Source organism: [Bacteroides] pectinophilus (assembly GCA_025146925.1).
Classification (GTDB): Bacteria; Bacillota; Clostridia; order Lachnospirales; family Lachnospiraceae; genus Bacteroides_F; species Bacteroides_F pectinophilus.
This window is the reverse complement of record CP102260.1, coordinates 1,713,547-1,732,959: the sequence shown is the minus strand read 5'-3', so window position 1 is coordinate 1,732,959 and position 19,413 is coordinate 1,713,547. Positions and strand designations below refer to the sequence as shown.

Sequence of the window (19,413 nt, the reverse complement as noted above, 5' to 3'; positions counted from 1 at the left end):
GATGTATAAGATAGTATAATGTTTACAAATGAAAGACGCCGTGGAACAGGAGGTTCTGCAATGATTGAGGCAACCAGTTGTGGCGGTGTGGTTATCTTCCGTGGCAAGATTCTTCTTTTGTATAAGAATCTTAAGAATAAGTACGATGGCTGGATGTTCCCCAAAGGAACTGTTGAGCCGGGAGAAGACTATGAAGATACGGCTATACGTGAAGTTAAGGAAGAGAGCGGAGCCGATGCGAGAATTGTAAGTTATGTGGGAAGAAGCACATATACATTTTCAATACCGCAGGATGTAGTCGACAAGGAAGTTCACTGGTATCTTATGATATCGGACAGCTATTACAGCAAACCACAAAAAGAGGAGTACTTTTGTGACTCCGGATATTATAAGTATAACGAGGCATATCATCTTCTTAAGTATCCTAACGAGAGGCAGATACTTGAGAAAGCATATGCACAGTATCTTGAACTTAAGAAAAGGAATATGTGGGGAACACATAATATGTGATTTCTCCATATATTCATAGTCTTAATCTGAGAATACTGCATATATTAAGGAGTAGTTTTGATGAACATATTACAGGCAGTTAATGCAGCGGACAAAACAGCAATGCAGTCGCAGAATGCGGCGGGTATGACGGATAATGCAGAGGAGACATTTGATTCCGTGATAGACAAAAAGACAAGAACTCTTGAAGATATATTTCAGGATGTTGCAAAAGAGTATGAAGTGCCGGTAGACCTTCTTAAGGCCGTTGCACAGGCGGAATCGGGATTCGATGCCAATGCAGTATCATCCTGCGGAGCTTCAGGAATAATGCAGCTTATGCCTAAGACTGCAGAAGGGCTTGGAGTAGAAGATGTATTTGATCCGGAACAGAATATAACAGGCGGGGCGAAGATGCTTGCATATCTGCTTGATGATTATGATGGTGATACAACGCTGGCACTCGCTGCATATAATGCGGGAAGCGGTGCAGTTGCCAAGTATGGCGGTGTGCCTCCTTATGAGGAGACCAGGAATTATATCCGCAGGATTAACGACATACTTGATGGCGGCCTTGAAAAAGATTTATCATATATATCAGCGGACAATACATCGAGAACATCCGGGCAGGGCAGTACATCCGAAGTATTGCGCGGCGGCACGCCGGTTAAGATAAGCAATGGCAAGGAGAACACGGTTGAAGATTTGTTCCCGTATGATGACTATCTTAAGTTCATTGCAATATATATGAAGATGCTTGGAACTACAATCGGAGAGCCGGATGATGAAGAAGATGCATCCGGGAGTGCGCAGAAGATAAGTGAACAGCAGAAGTTCTATGAACTTGAGAGAATGCAGATGAGTAATAATCTGTCGAGAGTACTGTTTGGAGATAATTAGTTATTTAATAATATGAGGGAGAGGTGGAGCTTTTATGAACAGAAAAAGAATTCGCATTACACTGGTGAACAGAACATACAAAGAGATTGATATGAGTGATTTTACATCTATTCAGGATGATATGTTCTCGGGGCTTACGGACATTGCCAAAGTCGAGCTTCCGGAAGGTGTCAGGTATATTAAACGCAATGCATTTGAGGGATGTGCAGCACTTACGGAAGTTATCCTTCCTGATACAATAGAGGATATAGGGTACGAGGCATTTGCCAACTGCATAAGTCTTAAAAAGATTAATGTGCCGGACAATGCCAAAGTAGACAGCACAGCATTCAGAAACTGCCCTTTACTGGAAAGATAATGTGTTAAGACAGTTGAATACATACATCCAAAAGTGTCCGCAGGGCACTTTTTTGGTTGACAAATAGTCCGTACTAACATAGAATTTTATTTAGTTTATTATTTTTGACAAGTGGAGGATTGACAGAATGCCTAAGAAAACTTTTGTAACGCTTGACCAGATTAAAGAGATAACCAGGACTTATCCTACTCCTTTTCATCTGTATGATGAGAAGGGAATAAGAGAGAATGCATCTAAGCTTAAGGAAGCATTTGCATGGAATAAGGGATACCGTGAGTATTTTGCGGTTAAGGCTACTCCAAATCCGTTTATACTTAATATACTTAAGGATTATGACTGCGGCTGTGACTGCTCATCACTTACAGAGCTGATGATGGCTGACAGGCTTGATTTTGATGGTAAGTCAATTATGTTTTCATCTAATGATACACCGGCAGAGGAGTTTGCCTATGCTGATAAGGTTGGAGCAATAATCAATCTTGATGATATTACACATATAGACTTCCTTGAGAAGACTATCGGCAGGATTCCTGAGACAATATCATGCCGTTATAATCCGGGCGGATATTTCAAGCTTGGCAACTCAATTATGGATAATCCGGGTGATTCCAAGTATGGAATGACGCATGAGCAGATTATCGAGGCATTCAAGATACTTAAGAGCAAGGGAGCTAAGAACTTTGGTATTCATGCATTCCTTGCAAGTAATACAGTAACTAATGAGTATTATCCCGCACTTGCCAGGATTCTCTTTGAACTTGCAGTAGAACTTCATGAGAAGACCGGTGCAGATATTAAGTTTATCAATCTTTCAGGAGGAATTGGCATTCCATATACACCTGATAAGGAACCTAACGATATAAGTGTAATCGGAGCTAATGTGCATAAGGTATATGATGAAGTGCTTACAGCTAACGGAATGGGCGATGTTGCAATATATACGGAGCTTGGAAGATTTATGCTTGCTCCGTATGGCTGTCTTGTAACAAAGGCAATTCATGAGAAGCATACTTATAAGGAGTATATAGGAGTTGATGCATGTGCAGCCAATCTCATGAGACCTGCAATGTATGGCGCATATCATCATATTACTGTTGCAGGCAAAGAGAATGCGCCATGTGACCACAAGTATGATATTACGGGTTCACTCTGCGAGAATAATGATAAGTTTGCAATTGACAGAATGCTTCCAAAGATAGATATGGGAGATTACCTGATTATACATGACACAGGCGCACATGGCTTCTCTATGGGATACAATTACAACGGACGCCTGCGTTCATCAGAACTCCTTCTTAAGGAAGACGGCTCAGTACAGATGATAAGAAGAGCAGAGACACCTAAGGATTACTTTGCAACATTTGATTTTACAGATATATTTAAAGGTATTGAATAATTATGAAAGATTTGAATTATGTAACCGGCGAGCTTGCCAAGGGACGCAATCTGCAGGTTAATCTTCCGGCATACGCCAACAGTATGATGAGCCTTTATAACGGGCTTGCATATATAAAGCTGTCGATGAATTATTACACATTCTTTGAGATGGCTAATGATTCTGAGTTCGGTAAGGCTGAGATGTCAGAGCTTAAAGGTCTTCTTGACAGATTTAACGATGTAGCTGAGTCACAGATAGCGGCGGCTGAGTATTCAGATGACATTTACAAGCACAATATAGATGAGCTTGAAGGTATCAGGGCTTCTGTTGTAAGAATAATGGAGGTAGTAACGGCATATGTAGACCGTTTGAGAATATACGAGTATGTTCTTAACAGAATTGAGTACCGGTTCAAGGACGAGGAATTTGATGATGCCTATTATAATAATGGGCTGACTAATGACCTTATGCACTATATTCTTTCAGACAAGGACAGCGTGGCTGTTAATAACAGGATATCGGAGGTTGTTGAGCAGCTTCCGATGAGATTGTCCAAGAATAAGTTCTATGAGTATCTCAGGGATTCATTCTCGCTTTATAAGGATGCACAGATTGGAACGGTGGATGATTTTGCATATACGCTCGGAACAACAGGAATGCTTGCGGAACCGGAAGGATTTGAAGACATGTTCCCTGAGGTAAGTGAGCTTTACAATGACATCAGGAGTGCTGATTATAAGAATATAAGCAAAGAACAGTTTGATTCGCTTCATGCCAAGCTTACAATAGCAGCCCAGAAGATGTCGGATACTGCAGATATGTATGTCATGTTCACACAGCTTGTCAATGATATGTATACACTTGTCCTTTCAGGCAGATATGTGCTTGGAGATGTTGAAGAGACAATAAGGGCACGTGGTGTTATTGAAGTTGTTCTTGATGATTTTAAGAACAAAAAGGATAACGCAAAGCTTGGAATAGATGAGCATCTTGATGATCTTACCGACAGTTTTATAAGCTTTGAAGGTAAGCAGGAGAGAATCGGAGAGACTGTTTCTGCCAATGACTATGCGGTTGCATATGCACTTGAGCATTACCGCAGTGAGCTTGCAGCAGATAATCTTACTGATGAATATGAGAATCTTGCCAAGATTATAAGACTTCAGTCTGGCAGTGACTTTATGGCACTTACTGAGGATGAGGCGAAGCTTGAGAATGCCGGTAAGGACTACGTTGAGAAAGTGTGCGGCAGGCTTATAGATTCATTTGCGGCAAGCTTTGAGACTATGGACAGAACAGTAAGAAGAGCTGTTATGTCAGCAGTACTCAGTCAGGTGCCGGTATTCTTTAACAATATAGATGAGATACAGGGGTATATTAACACATCACTTTCTCTTTGCTCGGATATATCGGAGAGACAGGCGTGTGTGGAGGTGTTGAAGCTTATCATGCAGGGGTAGCCTATGAGATGGTATAAAAACATTTATTTGGGGGATAATGCAAGAAAGAAAAAAAGTGCCATTATTGCAAAAGCGGAGGCGCACAGATTTCAGCATGATATATATTTTATCGTATTGTCTTCCACTGAGGGTAATCTGCTTGAGATGATGTCAGCGGTACAGCTGCTTCAGCCACATTACAGACAGCCGTATGTATGGGAGAAGCTTTTTGTGGTCGGAATAGCCAAAGGGTATGATGAAGCGGTTATGACGATGGCTGCAGTCATTACTGATACGTATAATGCTACGGGAGCATTCGATGTGGCGGAATACCTCGGAATTAGGGTAGATGCATGATTCATATATTACTGATTATATTAAAGATTATAGGTATTATACTGCTTTCAGTCCTCGGACTTGCGGTGCTTCTTATACTGACAGTGCTTTTTGTGCCTGTCAGATACAGAGTTGATGCAGATGTACATTCACGTTTTAACGGAAAGCTGCTCATGTCATGGCTTGGGCGGATTGCAAGGCTTGAGGCTGTTTATGACAAAGACGGGCTCAGGTATATATTCAGGTTCCTGTGGTTTACACTAATTACATCTGAGGAAGATGAAGAGACGGGAACTTCGCATGAAAGGGCGCACAGAAAGCCGAAGAAAAACAGGAATAAGAAAAATAAGCATGAGAAAAACGACATGGATGTGAATGCAGGTCCGACAGAGCCGGAGATAAAGAAGGCAGAGCCTGAAGCAGAGTCCGGGACAAAACCGGAAGCAGGAGCAGAAGAACCGGATGACCGGCTTCACAGAATACGCCGGATGTCAGGAAAGCTCAAAGCAATTCCTGCAGGTATTAAGCGGATTGCAGCGAATGCATCAGAGTTCCGGGATAAAGCAGGAGATAAGCTGGAAAGGCTCGATGAGATTATTCATGATGAGGCTAATCGCGAATTTGTACGATTTATGAAAAAAGAGCTCGGCGGATTATTTACACATACAGCACCGGTAAGGTATAATATAAATATACGTTTCGGCGCGGATTCACCTGACATCACCGGTAAAGTGACGGGTGCTGCGGCAGTAACTATGGCATTTTTCATGAAAGGCAGCACAAGACATTCCAAAAAGAACAGCTTTGAATATATTCCGGTATTTACGGACAGTGTATTTGAGGCAGATGTGTTTATGAAGGGACGTATAATGCCCGGCAGAGTTCTTATTACGGCATGGCGCGTCTATCGCAATGAGAGATTCAGGCAGCTTGTCTTAAAAAGAAAATGATAAATATTAAACAGGGAGGAATAAACATGGCAGAGAATGAAAAGTTTAATGCAACGGTTGAGTCTTTGTTCAAGGGCATGGATTCATTTTTATCAGCTAAGACGGTAGTTGGTGAGGCGGTTACGGTCAATGACACTATAATACTTCCGTTTGTTGATGTATCATTCGGAGTTGGCGCAGGTGCATTTTCAGGTGAGAAGAATAATAATGCGGCAGGCGGACTTGGAGGAAAGATGTCACCAAGTGCGGTTCTTGTAATACAGAATGGCACAACCAAACTTGTCAACATTAAGAATCAGGATACAGTTACAAAGGTAATTGACATGGTACCTGATCTTATTGACAGATTCAAGGGTAATTCTGCTGACAAGACGGAAGATGAAGATGTCAATGCCGCAATAGATGAGATATCAGACAAAGAATAGATTGCAGTGTATAATCATATATTGACAGTGCCGTCATATAATAATATCAGATGTATATAAATAATATCCATTTGCCACGGTAAGGGCTTGATATGGAATGGAGCGCATTATGTGCAGAATGATAGGATTTATCATGTTCTGGATTGCACTGGGTATGATTATTTCAATGTTTATAGAGAGTGTATTCATAAGTGTGAGCATTATATTTTTGCTTATAATATGCGGCTTTAATATGTTCTGCCACTGATAATGTGTTTATCATGCGGGATTTACAGTGTGCCGTATATCAAAAGTTTATAAAGATAAAATAATAAAAATCAGCAAAAAAAGCTTGCAATATAATAGATGTTCTGATACAATTAGTTCTGTTGTGGGTTTAGACCCAATACATTTAAGGAGGTGTTATCATGGCAAAGTGTGCAATCTGTGAAAAGGGCGTTCATTTCGGTAATGCTGTAAGCCATTCACATAGAAGATCTAATAAGATGTGGAAATCTAACGTTAAGTCAGTTAAGGTTAAGACTGAGGGCGGCGCTAAGAAGATGTATGTTTGTACTTCATGCCTTCGTTCAGGAGCTGTAGAGCGTGCATAATTTGTGCAATCGAAGACGATGTGATATAAGGTAAGCTATGCGGTTAATACGGATGCTTACCTTATTTTATTTTACAAATTTATTTTTGATATAAAAATATATTCCATTTTCAGACGGAAAAGGGTATAATGAACTATATATGTAAGTGAGAATGATTGGAGGGTTTGATATGAAGGGTCATATTGACAGTCAGCTTGGCAGTATTTCAATTGATTCTGAGGTAATTGCCAAATATGCAGGTTCGACAGCAGTTGAGTGCTTTGGTATTGTCGGAATGGCAGCAGTGAGCATGAAAGACGGACTTGTCAAGCTCCTTAAGGGAGACAGCCTTACAAGAGGAATCAATGTTGTTGTAGATGATGAAAACAAACTTGAGATTGACTTCCACGTTATTGTGGCTTATGGTGTAAGCATTTCTACAGTGGCAGATAATCTTATAGAGAATGTTAAGTATAAGGTTCAGGAATTTACAGGATTTGAGATCAAGAAGATTAACATTTACGTTGAGGGTGTCAGGGTAATTGATTAATAACTGTGACAGACTTAGGTTTTAGGAGGATATAATTGTGGCTTCAAATACTATAGATGCAAAGCTTTTGCAGAAGATGTTCCTTTCCGGAGCTGGTAATCTGAAAGCTAAGAAGGAATGGATTAACGATTTGAATGTGTTCCCGGTACCGGATGGTGATACGGGAACTAATATGACACTTACAATAATGTCAGCTGCAAAGGAAGTCAGTGCATTGGCTGAGCCTGATATGGCTTCTCTTGCAAAAGCTATATCAAGTGGTTCACTTCGTGGAGCAAGAGGTAACTCAGGCGTTATTTTATCGCAGCTGTTCAGAGGATTTACCAAGGAGATTAAGGCTGTAGAAGCTATTGATGTTAATGTTCTTGCATCAGCATTTGAGAGAGCTGTAGAGACTGCATATAAGGCAGTCATGAAGCCTAAGGAAGGCACTATTCTTACTGTAGCCAAAGGTGCAGCCAGCAAGGCATCTGAGCTTGCGGATGTGAGCGATAATCTTGGTGAGGTAATGAGAGGTATTCTCGAGTATGCAGAGGAAGTACTTGCCAAGACACCTGATATGCTGCCTGTGCTCAAAGAAGCAGGAGTAGTGGATTCAGGCGGACAGGGACTTGTGGAGGTTCTTCGTGGAGCAATTCTTGCATACGAAGGCAATCCAGTTGCTCTTGATGATGAGACAGAACAGTCAGAGTCATCAGCGAAGACATCAGGAGCAGGCTCACTTGATAATGTAGAGATTAAGTTCGGATACTGCACTGAATTTATCATAATGCTTGATAAGAAGTTTGATAAGAAAGATGAACTTGGATTCAAGGCTTATCTCGAATCTATCGGAGATTCTATTGTCTGTGTTGCAGATGATGAGATTGTTAAGGTTCATGTCCATACTAACGATCCGGGACTTGCGATACAGAAGGCACTTACTTTTGGACAGCTTACCAGGATGAAGATTGATAATATGCGCGAGGAGCATAACCAGAAGGTTATTGAAGCTGCAGAAGCAAAGAAGGCTGCAGAAGCAGTGGATACTGCTTCACAGGCTAAGGAGGCTGCGGTTGAAGAAGTCAGCGAACCTAAGAAGGATGAACCACGCAAGGAAGTAGGATTTGTAACGGTTGTTGCAGGTGACGGACTTGCCGAGATATTTGGAGGACTTGGTGTTGATTACGTTATTGAAGGCGGTCAGACAATGAATCCAAGCACAGAAGACATCCTTAATGCCGTGGATAAGGTTAATGCGGATACAGTATTTGTGCTTCCTAATAACAAGAATATTATCCTTGCTGCACAGCAGGCAGCTTCGATTGTTGAAGATAAGAAGATTGTTGTTATTCCATCAAAGACAGTTCCTCAGGGAATTACAGCCATGTTTAATTATGAGATTGCACGTTCGGCAGAAGAGAATGAGCAGGCAATGTCAGAAGGCATGAGCAATGTCAAGAGTGGTGAAGTAACATATGCCGTAAGAGATACAAGCATAGACGGACATGAGATACACTGCAATGACATTATGGGACTTGGTGATACAGGGCTGCTTGCTGTAAGTCATGATGTAAAGTCAACAGTTATGCAGATGCTTGGTGCCATGGTAGATGATGAATCAGAACTCATCAGTATTTATTATGGCAGTGATGTTAATGAGAATGATGCAGACGCAATGGTTGAGGCGGTATCAGCAGAGTATCCGGGCCTTGACGTAGAACTGCAAAGAGGCGGACAGCCAATATATTATTATATAATTTCAGTTGAGTAATGAATGGCTGCCTTGTAATGCTACAGGGCAGCTTTTTGAATAATAAGTCATAGAAAGGACATATACATTATGAGTAAGATTGATTTTATAAGAGGCGAGATGGTAGCAGCAATGAAGGCCAAGGATAAGGCACGTAAGGATGTGCTTTCACTTCTTCTTGCAGAACTCAAGAATTTTGAGATTAATAATCGCAGGGAGCTTACGGATGAGGATGGGGATCAGATTATTCTCAAGCAGATTAAGCAGCTCAAGGAAACTCTTTCAATGACACCTTCTGACAGACAGGATATTATTGACGAGTGCAATTTTTCTATCAGCGTGCTTAACGAATATGCACCTAAGATGATGGATGAAGCTGAGATTAAGAAAGTGATTGATGAGACACTTACAGAGCTTTCAATAGAGAAACCGACAGCTAAGGACAAGGGAGCAATCATGAGAGTGCTCATGCCTAAAGTTAAGGGTAAGGCAGACGGCAAGCTCGTTAATGAAGTGCTTGCAGGATATATGGCATGAAGCTGACAGATCTCAAGGGAATTGGAGACAAGACAGCGCGGCTGCTTAACAAGCTTTCCGTATATACGGCAGAAGACCTGGTAAGATTGTACCCCAGGTCTTATGACATATGCGGGAAGCCTGTTTTAGTTAGTGAGATTCCTGAGCATACGGGAGATTCTCTTATAGCTGTTGATGCGGTTGTGGCAAGGACACCGGCGCTTAAGCGTGTTCGTAATCTTCAGATTCTCACGGTAACCCTCAGGGATGAAAAAGGCGGACTGCTTAAGGCAACGTGGTTTAATATGCCGTATCTTCTCGGTTCATTAAAACCGGGCTACAGATATATCTTCAGAGGACGTCCGGTATTCCGCAATGGGGACTGGGTAATGGAGCAGCCTGTGCTTTATACGATGGAAGGATATTCATCGCAGATTGGCATTATGCAGCCTATATATCCGCTTACCAGGGGTCTGTCCAATAAGATAGTCTCAAAAGCAATGCAGCAGGCGCTTGACATAAAGGAACTTGTGCCGGAGCTGCTGCCTGCGGAATTGAGAAGAAGCAATGAGCTTGCAGAGATTAACTTTGCAATGCGGGCAATACATTTTCCAAAAGACATGAATGATTATGAGGCGGCAAGAAAAAGGCTTGTTTTTGATGAATTTTTCTTTTTTATGCTTAATGTAAGGAGAATGAAAGAGAACAATTCAAGGCAGCCTAATCTCAGCAGAATAGCGGATGATGCAAGGACGGATGAATTCATTAAGAAGCTGCCGTATGAGCTTACGAATGCCCAGAAACGGACATGGCAGGAGGTAAGCTCAGATATGAATGGAGAGCGCCTGATGAACAGGCTTGTTCAGGGAGATGTGGGTTCAGGCAAGACAATCATTGCGGTTCTTGCACTTATGAACACTGTATATGCCGGATACCAGGGCGCAATGATGGTTCCGACAGAAGTCCTTGCAAGACAGCAGTATGACGATACATGTGCCATGTTTGAAAAATACGGAATCAATATAAATGTATCGCTTCTTATCGGGTCCATGACAGCATCAGCCAAGAAAAAGGAGAGACAGCGCATTGCATCAGGAGAGGCAGGGATAGTTATAGGAACACACGCCCTTATACAGGCAGGTGTGGAGTATGCCAATCTTGGACTTGTTGTAACTGATGAACAGCATCGTTTTGGTGTGCATCAGAGAGAAAGCCTTACACAGAAAGGCAGCAGTGTACATACGCTTGTAATGAGCGCAACCCCGATTCCGAGAACGCTTGCAATCATTATATACGGTGACCTTGACATATCAGTAATGAATGAGCTTCCAAGCAGCAGGCTGCCGATAAAGAATGCCGTTGTCGGTACAGACTACAGGCCTAATGCATACCGGTTTATAGAGAATCAGGTACAGGCGGGACATCAGGCATATGTTATATGTCCTATGGTAGAAGCACGTGAAGACGGTGATGTAATGGAGGACGGACGCGGCGATACATTTGCCAATACCAATATGCATGCAACACTTGAGAATGTTGTCGATTATACAACAATGCTTAAGAAAAATCTTCCGTCATCAATTAATGTGGAATATCTTCATGGCAAGATGAAGCCGGCGGTTAAGGATGAGATTATGGAGAGGTTTCATTCGGGACAGACGCAGGTACTTGTCTCAACAACGGTAATCGAGGTTGGTGTAAATGTTCCCAACGCAACTGTAATGCTTATAGAGAATGCAGACAGGTTCGGACTTGCACAGCTTCACCAGCTGAGGGGGCGTGTGGGAAGAGGTGCATACCAGTCATACTGCATATTTGTCGGGACATCCAATGCAAAAAAAGAAAATATGGACAGGCTTGGAATACTGCGTGAATCCAACGACGGGTTCAGAATTGCGGAGGAAGACCTTAAGCTGAGAGGCCCGGGAGACTTTTTCGGGATACGTCAGAGCGGAGATATGCAGTTTACAATAGGGGACATCTATAAGGATGCCAACCTGCTCAAAGCTGCATCTGACGCGGCAGCTGCAATTATAGAAAATGATCCGGATCTGGAGAATGATGCCAATGCCGGACTTCGTATGTATTTTGACAGAACAGATAACAAAGGAGATGTTGTATTGTGAGAGAGATGGAGTTTACAATGAGCAGGCCTAATCTTGTAAAGCCGGGAGACAGAGTGGAGGTTACTGAAGGAGCGCTCCCAAGCTCATATTATTATACTATAGAGCCGGCTGTCGCAATGTCGGCTAACTATACAACAACAGAGAGACTTAAGTCACGTGAAGGTGTTGTCAAGGAAGTCGGGGAGAATCCGAGAGGCTATTATGTAATAGCTGAATTTGATGAATAGTATAACAGGAATACAGCAGGCTTATGCCTGCTGTATTCCTGTTATATCGGTATCGGCGACCATTGAATAGTTGGTGTGATAGATTACAAAGCCAGGTTTGGAGCCTGCCGGTTTCTTAAGGTTACGTCTGAGTGTGTAGTCAACTTCGACTTTATCCTGTTCACGTCCTTTTGAATAATATGCTGCAAGGCGTGCGGCCTCCTCATAGGTTCTGTCGGGAAGATCTTTTCCGTTAGTCTTTACAATAACATGTGAACCCGGAATTTTCTTGGCATGGAACCACCAGTCACTGTTGCCTGCAAGCCTGAAAGAAAGTTCTTCGTTCTGGATATTGTTCTTGCCGACATACATATCAAATCCGTCTGAAGATATATAGTGGAAAGGACTGCTTGTGATACGCACCTTCTTGCCGGCAGGTCCTTTGCGGTGGATATATCCTGATTCAATCATTTCTTCCTTAAGCTGTACGAGGTCTTCTTCACCAACGGCAATATCAAGTGATGTAAGGATTGATTCGAGATGGTCAATCTCAGCCTGCGTCTCCTCGACAAGCTTTGAGGTTGCTTCGAATGTACGCTTAAGCTTGTTATATCTGTCAAAATATCGTACTGAATTCTCACGTGCCGTAAGTGTGGCATCAAGAGGAATTGTCACATTCTCTCCGGTGTAATAATTAACAGTTTCAAATGAACGGCTTCCCTCCGGAATATTGTACCCGTATGTGTTGAGAAGTTCGCCGTAGATTCTGAACTTTTCACGTTTTTCTGTGTCTTTTAGCTGCTTCTCCTGTATATCAAGCTTCCTGTAGTTACGCTCAAGAAGCGTATTGACAATCTTACGCATGTCGACGGAACGCTGATGTATTCTTGTCTGGGCGTTTTTCTGTGCATAGAACGCAAAGAGCATGCTGCTTGCACTGTCACATTGCTCAATGCGGTAAGTGTTATCCCCTGATTCATATATAGTAAGCGGTATGCTTGCAAACTCAACAGGCTTACGTCCGTTGTAAATAATATGTGGAGTGAATGTGTTGTGTTTTACAAGTTCCATTATCGCATTTACATTATCAAAAAGCCGGTGCTGTTCATCTGATGAAAGTGTGCCTGCCGGCTGGTCACTTTCGATTCCGGCACGATAACATATCTCTTCGGCTATAACGGGGCTGATGCCGGTAAGTCCTGTATAAAGAGCCTTAGAGCTTTTTAATGCTTTTGAAAGAACATGCTTTGTAAATGCGTCAAAGTCAAGTTCAAGAGGATTGGCTTTGTCCATTGTATCAGGTATAAAATAGCTTCTTCCCGGAAGAACCTCGCGGACAGAGCTTATCTGTGCAGATACATGCTTGATACTGTCGATGATTACGTTATCTTCAGTAGTAAATATAATATTGCTGTGCTTTCCCATAAGCTCGACAATAAGATGCTTGCGGCAGAGGTCACCCATCTCATCAAGGTGCTCAAATGAAAAATCAATCACGCGTTCAAGACCTGCCTGACTGACTGAAATAATCCGTGCATTGCCGAGATGTTTTCTTAAGAGCATGCAGAAATTAGGTGCAACGAGAGGACTTGTCTTATTGGAATCTGTAAGATATATAAGTGGCAGCCCCGCATTGGCTGATATTGTAAGCCTGTACTGTGATTTGTTATTCTTAATTGTAAGAAGAAGCTCATCCGGTTCCGGCTGGGCAATCTTGTAGAGCCTGCCGTTAGCAAGGAGAGACTCGAGCTCGTGTGTTATATTTGCAATTGCAATTCCGTCTAATGCCATAATTACTCCATTCCGCAGGCGCGCCTGTGATAGTGCTGTATATCGTGCAGTATGTCTGCGCACCAGCTTAGGTTATTGTATCATAAAACATTAAGAAAATAAAATTTATATTCTGTTTCTTGATTTATTTTTTTAATTTGTTATACTAATTCGTGGTGTATTTAGAGACACAAGTAAATGATTGATACAGAAAGGGTTTACCATGATTAAAAGCATGACGGGCTTTGGAAGATGTGAGATGGCGGAGGAGACACGCAAGATTTCAGTTGAGATGAAATCAGTCAATCACAGATATCTTGAAGCCGGAATAAAGATGCCGAAGAAGCTTAATGTATTTGAGGCGAGAATCCGTGAAGTTATTAAAAAATATATCCAGCGAGGCAAAGTCGACATATTTATAACATATGAAGACTATGCGGATAATAAAGTTTCGGTAAAGTATAATGCGGATATTGCTGATGAATATATGAATATATTTGATAAGATGTCAAGACAGTTTGAGCTGCGCAACGACATAACAATCTCACAGCTTTCGCGTTTCCCTGAGGTTATTACAATGGAAGAGCAGACTGCTGATGAGGAAGAGATATGGAACTTTATCCGTACAGCTGTCGAGGAGGCATGCCAGCAGATGCTTTCTGCGAGAATCACAGAGGGAGAGAATCTTAAGGAGGACCTTATGGGCAAGCTTGACAACATGCTTGCGATGGTTGACTTTATAGAGGAACGCAGCCCTAAGATAATGAGCGATTACAGAAGCAAGCTCATGGACAAGGTTACGGAGATACTTGGAGATACAACGCTTGATGAGAGCAGGATAGCAACAGAGGTTGTTATGTATGCCGATAAGATATGTGTTGATGAAGAGACGGTGCGCTTAAGAAGCCACATAGACCATGCTAAGAAATGTCTTAACGAGGAGGGCGGAATCGGACGCAAGCTTGACTTCATAGCGCAGGAGATGAACAGGGAAGCCAATACAATACTTTCCAAGGCTGATGATCTTGAGATATCTAATAAAGCAATCGACCTTAAGACAGAGATTGAGAAGGTAAGAGAGCAGATTCAGAATATAGAGTAAATAAAATCCTGTACATGCATTGTCTGGTGTTAATATGACACTGCATGTACAGGATTTCTATTTTCTGTGAAAGCTGATTGATTAATTACGGCAAATTACACAGAATATGATTAGTTCTGTCCGAACATGCTGTTATAATATCTGTCACATATTTCATTCATAAGCTCTTCGCTCACATCATCAAATTCAGATGAAATACATTGCTTAATGGCATCGGTGCGGCGGTAATATTTCATCTCATCGGGAATATCGCTGCTGTCATATGAGTTCTCTATGGCTTCCTTAGAAAGATTGGCTTCAAGGTATGAGACTGCTTTGTCAAGCATTGCACTGTCAACATCAATTGCAAGCTTCAGCTTTCTGGAGTATCTAAGAGACATAATTCCTGCAATTATGAATCCGGTAAAAAGTGCGGCAGCAACTACATTAAAAAGAATCTTTGAAGCTGTGTTAAATACCGGTATAAGTCCGAAGTCATAGAGGACAAGGGCAATCAGACCGGCAACACCTATTATGAGAAATGTATATGCTGATGAGAGATTATCCTTGTACTTTTCATCAGAATTGGAGTAAAGGAGCACGGGCTGTACTTCTGCCGCTGCCTCTTCACCATTCTCTTCGCCGGCATCTTCAAGGTCATTGTGAAATGTTACGGAAATATCATTGGCACGTGCATAATCAGTGTGACAGACATATATCACATGGCTCCCCGAAATGCTGTCATACTGGCTGTAGGCATCCTCCATTCCGCAATCCTTAAGAACGGTAAGAAGTTCATGGGCAGTGTCTGTGTCGGCTTCGTATGATACAGCTTCGTATGATGAAGCATCAGATTTTGAAGTTTTGGACATATTTAATCCTCCTGGTATCAAATTTTTTCCATTATAAAACACAAATGTGAAAAAAGATAGTCCTGTATTTATTAGATGTTGCCTGGAATTGGCAAATATACTAATATACTTTATATATCATGCCGGTATTAATAGCTGGAATGAAACGGAATAAATAAATGAAATGGAGATAATCTGGAATATGGCAGTAAGGAATGTTCTCATAATAACAGGAGGGAGTGTGGATATCGAATGGGCGAAAGGATGGCTTGAGAGACAGAAGAGAGCCGGGATAACGTATGATTACTGCATAGCAGCTGACAGCGGACTTGTGAGCGCTGATAAGATAGGCGTTACTGTTGATTATATGCTTGGAGATTATGATTCTGTTGATGAAGATGTGCTTGCAAAGTATCAGGGGAATGTACCGGGAGACAGATATCCGGCAGAAAAAGACTATACAGATACAGAGCTTGCGATAAAAACGGCACTCGACAAGATTAAAGCCGGTAATGGCCGCAATAATCCGGAAGATCCTGGTGAACAGTCCGCGGCATTACATGCATCGGTTACTGTTATTGGTGCAACAGGAACAAGGCTTGACCATACACTTGCTAATATAGGTCTGCTTGAGCAGATTGAGAGGGAAGGGGTAGACGGATATATCGTTGACGCCCACAACATGATAAGAATGCTTATTATGCCGGGTAAAGACATGGTTAAGATAAGCAGCAGAGGACAGTTTGGCGGATATGTAAGCTGCATAGCACTTACGCCTGTTGTTCATGGGCTTACGATGAAGGGATTTAAGTATCCTCTTGACAATCATGACCTTTTACAGGGCGTTAGTCTGTGTGTGAGTAATGAGATAACAGATGAGGATGGTGAGATATCTCTCAAAGAGGGGAAAATGCTTGTCCTGGAGACGCAGGACTGATAACTGGAACGGGCAAATAATGCTTGATATTTTTTTGTCATTGTTTTACAATTAGACAGTGAGACGCTAAGTCACATTATTGCAATAAAGTGCTTCAGATATATAATATCGGCACTTAATAATTATATGGAGGTCATTATGATGAGCAACCAAACACAAGGTTCAGCAAGAGATAGAATAGACGCTATCCTTGATGAGAACAGCTTTGTTGAAATCGGTGCAATGGTAACAGCCAGAAGTACAGATTTTAACATGTCTGACAATGCAGTTCCTTCAGACGGTGTTATTACCGGATATGGATCTGTTGAGGGTATTCCTGTATACATATACAGTCAGGATGCTTCAGTCATGAATGGTTCAGTTGGTGAGATGCATGCAAAGAAGATTGTCAATATTTATGATAAGGCAATCAAGACAGGTGTTCCTGTAATTGCACTCGTTGACTGTGCCGGCTTAAGATTGCAGGAGTCTACAGATGCACTTAATGCTTTCGGGTCAATCTACCGCAAGCAGAGCCTTGCATCAGGTGTGATCCCTCAGATCACGGCAGTATACGGCAACTGCGGCGGCGGTATGGCTGTCATGGCAGCAATGTCAGACTTTACATTTATGGAGAAGGAGAATGCAAAGCTTTTTGTAAACAGCCCGAATGCACTTGACGGCAATTACACAGCAAAGCTTGATACTGCATCCGCAAAGTTCCAGAGTGAGGAATCAGGAGTTGCTGATTTTGTCGGAACTGCTGATGAGATTGCAGAGCAGATTCGTACACTTGTAGCATTCCTCCCTGTTAATAACGTAGATGACGGAGCGGTTGCTGATGTGACAGATAACCTTAACCGTGTATGTGCTGACATAGAGTCAGAGATGCCTGATGCAGCGCTTGCACTTGCAGATATTGCAGATGACGGCATGTTTATTGAAGTTAAGAAGAACTATGCAAAGTCTGTTGTTACAGGATTTATCAAGCTTGACGGCATGACAATCGGTGCTGTTGCTAACAGGACAGCAGTATTTGATGAGAATGGCAAGGCTGCAGAGAAGTTTGATGCGGTTCTTACATCAAGGGCAGCAAAGAAAGCAGCTTCATTTGTTACTTACTGTGATGCATTTGACATTCCGGTACTTACACTTACTAATGTTAAGGGATTTTCAGCTACAGTATGTTCAGAGAAGAGCATTGCATCTAATGTTGCAGCACTTACTAAGGCATTTGCAGGTGCAACTGTTCCTAGAGTTAACGTAGTAGTAGGTGATGCAATGGGAAGCGCATATGTTGCAATGAACAGCAAAGCTACAGGCGCAGATATCGAGTTTGCATGGCCACAGGCTTCTATCGGAATGATGGATTCAAAGCTTGCTGCAAAGATTATGTATGCTGACGAGATTTCTAAGGCAGCAGATCCTAATGCATTAATAGCTGAGAAGGCAGCAGAGTATGATAAGTTACAGACATCTGTACAGTCAGCAGCTGCAAGAGGATATGTTGATGCGGTTATCGAGCCGGCAGATACAAGAAAGTATCTTATTTCAGCATTTGAGATGCTTGCATCTAAGGATGAGACAGTTCCTTACAAAAAGCATAGTTCAAAATAGAAGAATGGAGATTAGAATGGTGAAAAAGTTTCGTAGATTCATGGCTGTATTATGCATCATGATGTTATGCTTTACAACATACGCATTCGCTGCCGAGACTTCTACAACATCTGTTGAGGATCAGGATCTCACTGCATATGTTACATACTATGCACAGAATTATGCGCAGACATATGGTGGAGCATCTGAGGATGAACTCAAGTATATGGAAGATAATTCAGTAGGTGCTGCCAAAGAACTTGCAGAGGGCATATATGCATATGCCAAGAATGATGGTCTTGGGACACTCCTTTCAATGGGAGACGTAGATGTTGCAAGAAGCGGTGATGTCTATACAGCTAAGGTGCCACTTACATATGAGAAAGGTAACATGACGCTTACATTTGAGATGCAGTATCTTCTCGAGGATCTCAGAGTAACAGATGTCAGTGTTACATTTGCCAGCACGGCAGCCAAGGCTTCCCTTGGTGCAACAATGAAGCAGGCCGGAATTAATACAGTTATCGGTATAAGTGTAGTATTCCTTATGCTTGCGTTCATGAGTATTCTTATTGCACAGTTCAAGCACGTTAACAAGCTTACTGCAGGCAGGAAGAATAAGAAAGAAGATACAGCGTCAGAAGGTATTGATAATGCTGTATCAAAGATAGTTGAGAGTGAAGAGTCAGCAGCTGATGACCTTGAACTCGTTGCGGTTATTACTGCAGCTATTGCAGCATCTGAGGATGCTCCGGCGGACGGATTCACAGTTCGTTCTATCCGCAGGGTACGTTTCTAAACTGCCCATTATTAGTAGAATTTTTAGCTGCCGTATCACGGCGGAAGAAAGGATATAATTATGAAAAACTATACAATTACAGTCAATGGTAACGTATATGAGGTTACAGTAGAAGAGGGAACGGGTTCAGCCGCAGCTGCAGCACCAAAGGCAGCCCCTAAGGCAGCAGCACCAAAGGCAGCTCCTAAGTCAGCAGGCGCAGGCGCAGTTAAGGTAGCAGCTCCAATGCCTGGTAAGATTCTTAAGGTTAATGTAACAGCAGGTCAGGCTGTTAAGAAGGGTGATGTACTCGTAGTTCTTGAGGCTATGAAGATGGAGAACGAGATTCAGGCTCCTCAGGATGGAACAGTTGCAAGTGTTGATACAAGCGCAGGTGCAACAGTAGAATCAGGAGATGTATTAGTATCCCTTAACTAACTGATA

The 19,413-nt window shown here is 42.1% G+C and carries 21 protein-coding genes; 19 read left to right on the top strand and 2 right to left on the bottom strand.

All coding sequences use genetic code 11. The features are described 5' to 3' along the window. Positions 1 to 60 precede the first annotated feature (60 nt). The 14 genes from NQ488_08145 to NQ488_08080 all read left to right on the top strand — a co-directional run bounded on the left by NQ488_08145 (position 61) and on the right by NQ488_08080 (position 11,998). Positions 61 to 510 (top strand): NUDIX hydrolase, encoded by a 450-nt coding sequence (locus NQ488_08145; protein UWN94559.1) that lies wholly within the window; start codon positions 61 to 63, stop codon positions 508 to 510. A gap of 60 nt (positions 511 to 570) precedes the next feature. Further along, a complete protein-coding gene (locus NQ488_08140; GenBank protein ID UWN94558.1) occupies positions 571 to 1,389 on the top strand; it encodes a lytic transglycosylase domain-containing protein in 819 nt (272 codons plus the stop codon). A gap of 34 nt (positions 1,390 to 1,423) precedes the next feature. After that, a complete protein-coding gene (locus NQ488_08135; protein ID UWN94557.1) occupies positions 1,424 to 1,747 on the top strand; it encodes a leucine-rich repeat domain-containing protein in 324 nt (107 codons plus the stop codon). A 127-nt stretch (positions 1,748 to 1,874) separates the two neighbouring features. Next, entirely contained in the window at positions 1,875 to 3,143 is a 1,269-nt protein-coding gene (locus tag NQ488_08130; protein ID UWN94556.1) for a diaminopimelate decarboxylase, read from the top strand. Between the two features lie 2 nt (positions 3,144 to 3,145). Beyond that, the gene (locus NQ488_08125; GenBank protein UWN94555.1) at positions 3,146 to 4,585 is read left to right on the top strand and encodes a hypothetical protein; all 1,440 of its coding nucleotides are present in this window, start codon (positions 3,146 to 3,148) and stop codon (positions 4,583 to 4,585) included. 3 nt (positions 4,586 to 4,588) lie between these two features. Then, complete coding sequence (locus NQ488_08120) at positions 4,589 to 4,921, top strand: hypothetical protein (GenBank protein UWN94554.1); 333 nt, start codon at positions 4,589 to 4,591, stop codon at positions 4,919 to 4,921. Next, on the top strand, positions 4,918 to 5,850 hold the full coding sequence (locus tag NQ488_08115; protein ID UWN94553.1) for a hypothetical protein: 933 nt from the start codon (positions 4,918 to 4,920) through the stop codon (positions 5,848 to 5,850). The genes NQ488_08120 and NQ488_08115 overlap by 4 nt, the downstream gene beginning before the upstream one ends. Before the next feature lie 26 nt (positions 5,851 to 5,876). After that, positions 5,877 to 6,275: a GerW family sporulation protein gene (locus NQ488_08110; protein UWN94552.1), complete on the top strand. Its 399-nt coding sequence runs from the start codon at positions 5,877 to 5,879 to the stop codon at positions 6,273 to 6,275. A 407-nt stretch (positions 6,276 to 6,682) separates the two neighbouring features. Continuing rightward, positions 6,683 to 6,868 (top strand): 50S ribosomal protein L28, encoded by a 186-nt coding sequence (gene rpmB, locus NQ488_08105; protein UWN94551.1) that lies wholly within the window; start codon positions 6,683 to 6,685, stop codon positions 6,866 to 6,868. 169 nt (positions 6,869 to 7,037) lie between these two features. After that, on the top strand, positions 7,038 to 7,397 hold the full coding sequence (locus tag NQ488_08100; GenBank protein UWN94550.1) for an Asp23/Gls24 family envelope stress response protein: 360 nt from the start codon (positions 7,038 to 7,040) through the stop codon (positions 7,395 to 7,397). Positions 7,398 to 7,434: 37 nt separating this feature from the next. Beyond that, entirely contained in the window at positions 7,435 to 9,150 is a 1,716-nt protein-coding gene (locus tag NQ488_08095; protein UWN94549.1) for a DAK2 domain-containing protein, read from the top strand. Positions 9,151 to 9,219: 69 nt separating this feature from the next. Then, positions 9,220 to 9,666: a GatB/YqeY domain-containing protein gene (locus NQ488_08090; GenBank protein UWN94548.1), complete on the top strand. Its 447-nt coding sequence runs from the start codon at positions 9,220 to 9,222 to the stop codon at positions 9,664 to 9,666. Continuing rightward, positions 9,663 to 11,771, top strand: coding sequence for an ATP-dependent DNA helicase RecG (gene recG, locus NQ488_08085; GenBank protein UWN94547.1), 2,109 nt, complete (start codon positions 9,663 to 9,665; stop codon positions 11,769 to 11,771). The genes NQ488_08090 and recG overlap by 4 nt, the downstream gene beginning before the upstream one ends. After that, entirely contained in the window at positions 11,768 to 11,998 is a 231-nt protein-coding gene (locus NQ488_08080) for a hypothetical protein (protein ID UWN94546.1), read from the top strand. The genes recG and NQ488_08080 overlap by 4 nt, the downstream gene beginning before the upstream one ends. A gap of 21 nt (positions 11,999 to 12,019) precedes the next feature. Here NQ488_08080 and NQ488_08075 read toward each other — a convergent pair whose 3' ends face one another. Next, positions 12,020 to 13,768 carry an NFACT family protein gene (locus NQ488_08075; GenBank protein UWN94545.1) on the bottom strand — a complete coding sequence of 583 codons (1,749 nt, stop codon included), beginning with the start codon at positions 13,766 to 13,768 and terminating at the stop codon, positions 12,020 to 12,022. A gap of 202 nt (positions 13,769 to 13,970) precedes the next feature. Here NQ488_08075 and NQ488_08070 point away from each other — a divergent pair, with 202 nt between their 5' ends. After that, positions 13,971 to 14,849, top strand: coding sequence for a YicC family protein (locus NQ488_08070; protein UWN94544.1), 879 nt, complete (start codon positions 13,971 to 13,973; stop codon positions 14,847 to 14,849). A gap of 110 nt (positions 14,850 to 14,959) precedes the next feature. On the opposite strand, the gene NQ488_08065 is transcribed toward NQ488_08070, so the two are convergent. Next, on the bottom strand, positions 14,960 to 15,700 hold the full coding sequence (locus tag NQ488_08065) for a DUF998 domain-containing protein (GenBank protein UWN94543.1): 741 nt from the start codon (positions 15,698 to 15,700) through the stop codon (positions 14,960 to 14,962). A 181-nt stretch (positions 15,701 to 15,881) separates the two neighbouring features. Between NQ488_08065 and NQ488_08060 the strand changes: the two genes are divergently transcribed. The 4 genes from NQ488_08060 to NQ488_08045 all read left to right on the top strand — a co-directional run bounded on the left by NQ488_08060 (position 15,882) and on the right by NQ488_08045 (position 19,407). Continuing rightward, a complete protein-coding gene (locus NQ488_08060; protein ID UWN94542.1) occupies positions 15,882 to 16,616 on the top strand; it encodes a thiamine diphosphokinase in 735 nt (244 codons plus the stop codon). A 141-nt stretch (positions 16,617 to 16,757) separates the two neighbouring features. After that, positions 16,758 to 18,212, top strand: a complete 1,455-nt coding sequence (locus NQ488_08055) for a carboxyl transferase (protein UWN97130.1) — start codon at positions 16,758 to 16,760, stop codon at positions 18,210 to 18,212. Between the two features lie 16 nt (positions 18,213 to 18,228). Continuing rightward, the gene (locus tag NQ488_08050; protein UWN94541.1) at positions 18,229 to 18,990 is read left to right on the top strand and encodes an OadG family protein; all 762 of its coding nucleotides are present in this window, start codon (positions 18,229 to 18,231) and stop codon (positions 18,988 to 18,990) included. 60 nt (positions 18,991 to 19,050) lie between these two features. After that, a complete protein-coding gene (locus NQ488_08045; GenBank protein ID UWN94540.1) occupies positions 19,051 to 19,407 on the top strand; it encodes a biotin/lipoyl-binding protein in 357 nt (118 codons plus the stop codon). Positions 19,408 to 19,413: the final 6 nt, after the last annotated feature.

What these genes read in the sequence shown, in the direction of transcription:
- NQ488_08145 (UWN94559.1), top strand. Translation starts at nt 61, where the DNA reads ATGATTGAGGCAACCAGTTGTGGCGGTGTGGTTATCTTCCGTGGCAAG.
- NQ488_08140 (UWN94558.1), top strand. Translation starts at nt 571, where the DNA reads ATGAACATATTACAGGCAGTTAATGCAGCGGACAAAACAGCAATGCAG.
- NQ488_08135 (UWN94557.1), top strand. Translation starts at nt 1,424, where the DNA reads ATGAACAGAAAAAGAATTCGCATTACACTGGTGAACAGAACATACAAA.
- NQ488_08130 (UWN94556.1), top strand. Translation starts at nt 1,875, where the DNA reads ATGCCTAAGAAAACTTTTGTAACGCTTGACCAGATTAAAGAGATAACC.
- NQ488_08125 (UWN94555.1), top strand. Translation starts at nt 3,146, where the DNA reads ATGAAAGATTTGAATTATGTAACCGGCGAGCTTGCCAAGGGACGCAAT.
- NQ488_08120 (UWN94554.1), top strand. Translation starts at nt 4,589, where the DNA reads ATGAGATGGTATAAAAACATTTATTTGGGGGATAATGCAAGAAAGAAA.
- NQ488_08115 (UWN94553.1), top strand. Translation starts at nt 4,918, where the DNA reads ATGATTCATATATTACTGATTATATTAAAGATTATAGGTATTATACTG.
- NQ488_08110 (UWN94552.1), top strand. Translation starts at nt 5,877, where the DNA reads ATGGCAGAGAATGAAAAGTTTAATGCAACGGTTGAGTCTTTGTTCAAG.
- rpmB (UWN94551.1), top strand. Translation starts at nt 6,683, where the DNA reads ATGGCAAAGTGTGCAATCTGTGAAAAGGGCGTTCATTTCGGTAATGCT.
- NQ488_08100 (UWN94550.1), top strand. Translation starts at nt 7,038, where the DNA reads ATGAAGGGTCATATTGACAGTCAGCTTGGCAGTATTTCAATTGATTCT.
- NQ488_08090 (UWN94548.1), top strand. Translation starts at nt 9,220, where the DNA reads ATGAGTAAGATTGATTTTATAAGAGGCGAGATGGTAGCAGCAATGAAG.
- recG (UWN94547.1), top strand. Translation starts at nt 9,663, where the DNA reads ATGAAGCTGACAGATCTCAAGGGAATTGGAGACAAGACAGCGCGGCTG.
- NQ488_08075 (UWN94545.1), bottom strand. Translation starts at nt 13,768, where the DNA reads ATGGCATTAGACGGAATTGCAATTGCAAATATAACACACGAGCTCGAG.
- NQ488_08070 (UWN94544.1), top strand. Translation starts at nt 13,971, where the DNA reads ATGATTAAAAGCATGACGGGCTTTGGAAGATGTGAGATGGCGGAGGAG.
- NQ488_08065 (UWN94543.1), bottom strand. Translation starts at nt 15,700, where the DNA reads ATGTCCAAAACTTCAAAATCTGATGCTTCATCATACGAAGCTGTATCA.
- NQ488_08060 (UWN94542.1), top strand. Translation starts at nt 15,882, where the DNA reads ATGGCAGTAAGGAATGTTCTCATAATAACAGGAGGGAGTGTGGATATC.
- NQ488_08055 (UWN97130.1), top strand. Translation starts at nt 16,758, where the DNA reads ATGAGCAACCAAACACAAGGTTCAGCAAGAGATAGAATAGACGCTATC.
- NQ488_08050 (UWN94541.1), top strand. Translation starts at nt 18,229, where the DNA reads ATGGTGAAAAAGTTTCGTAGATTCATGGCTGTATTATGCATCATGATG.
- NQ488_08045 (UWN94540.1), top strand. Translation starts at nt 19,051, where the DNA reads ATGAAAAACTATACAATTACAGTCAATGGTAACGTATATGAGGTTACA.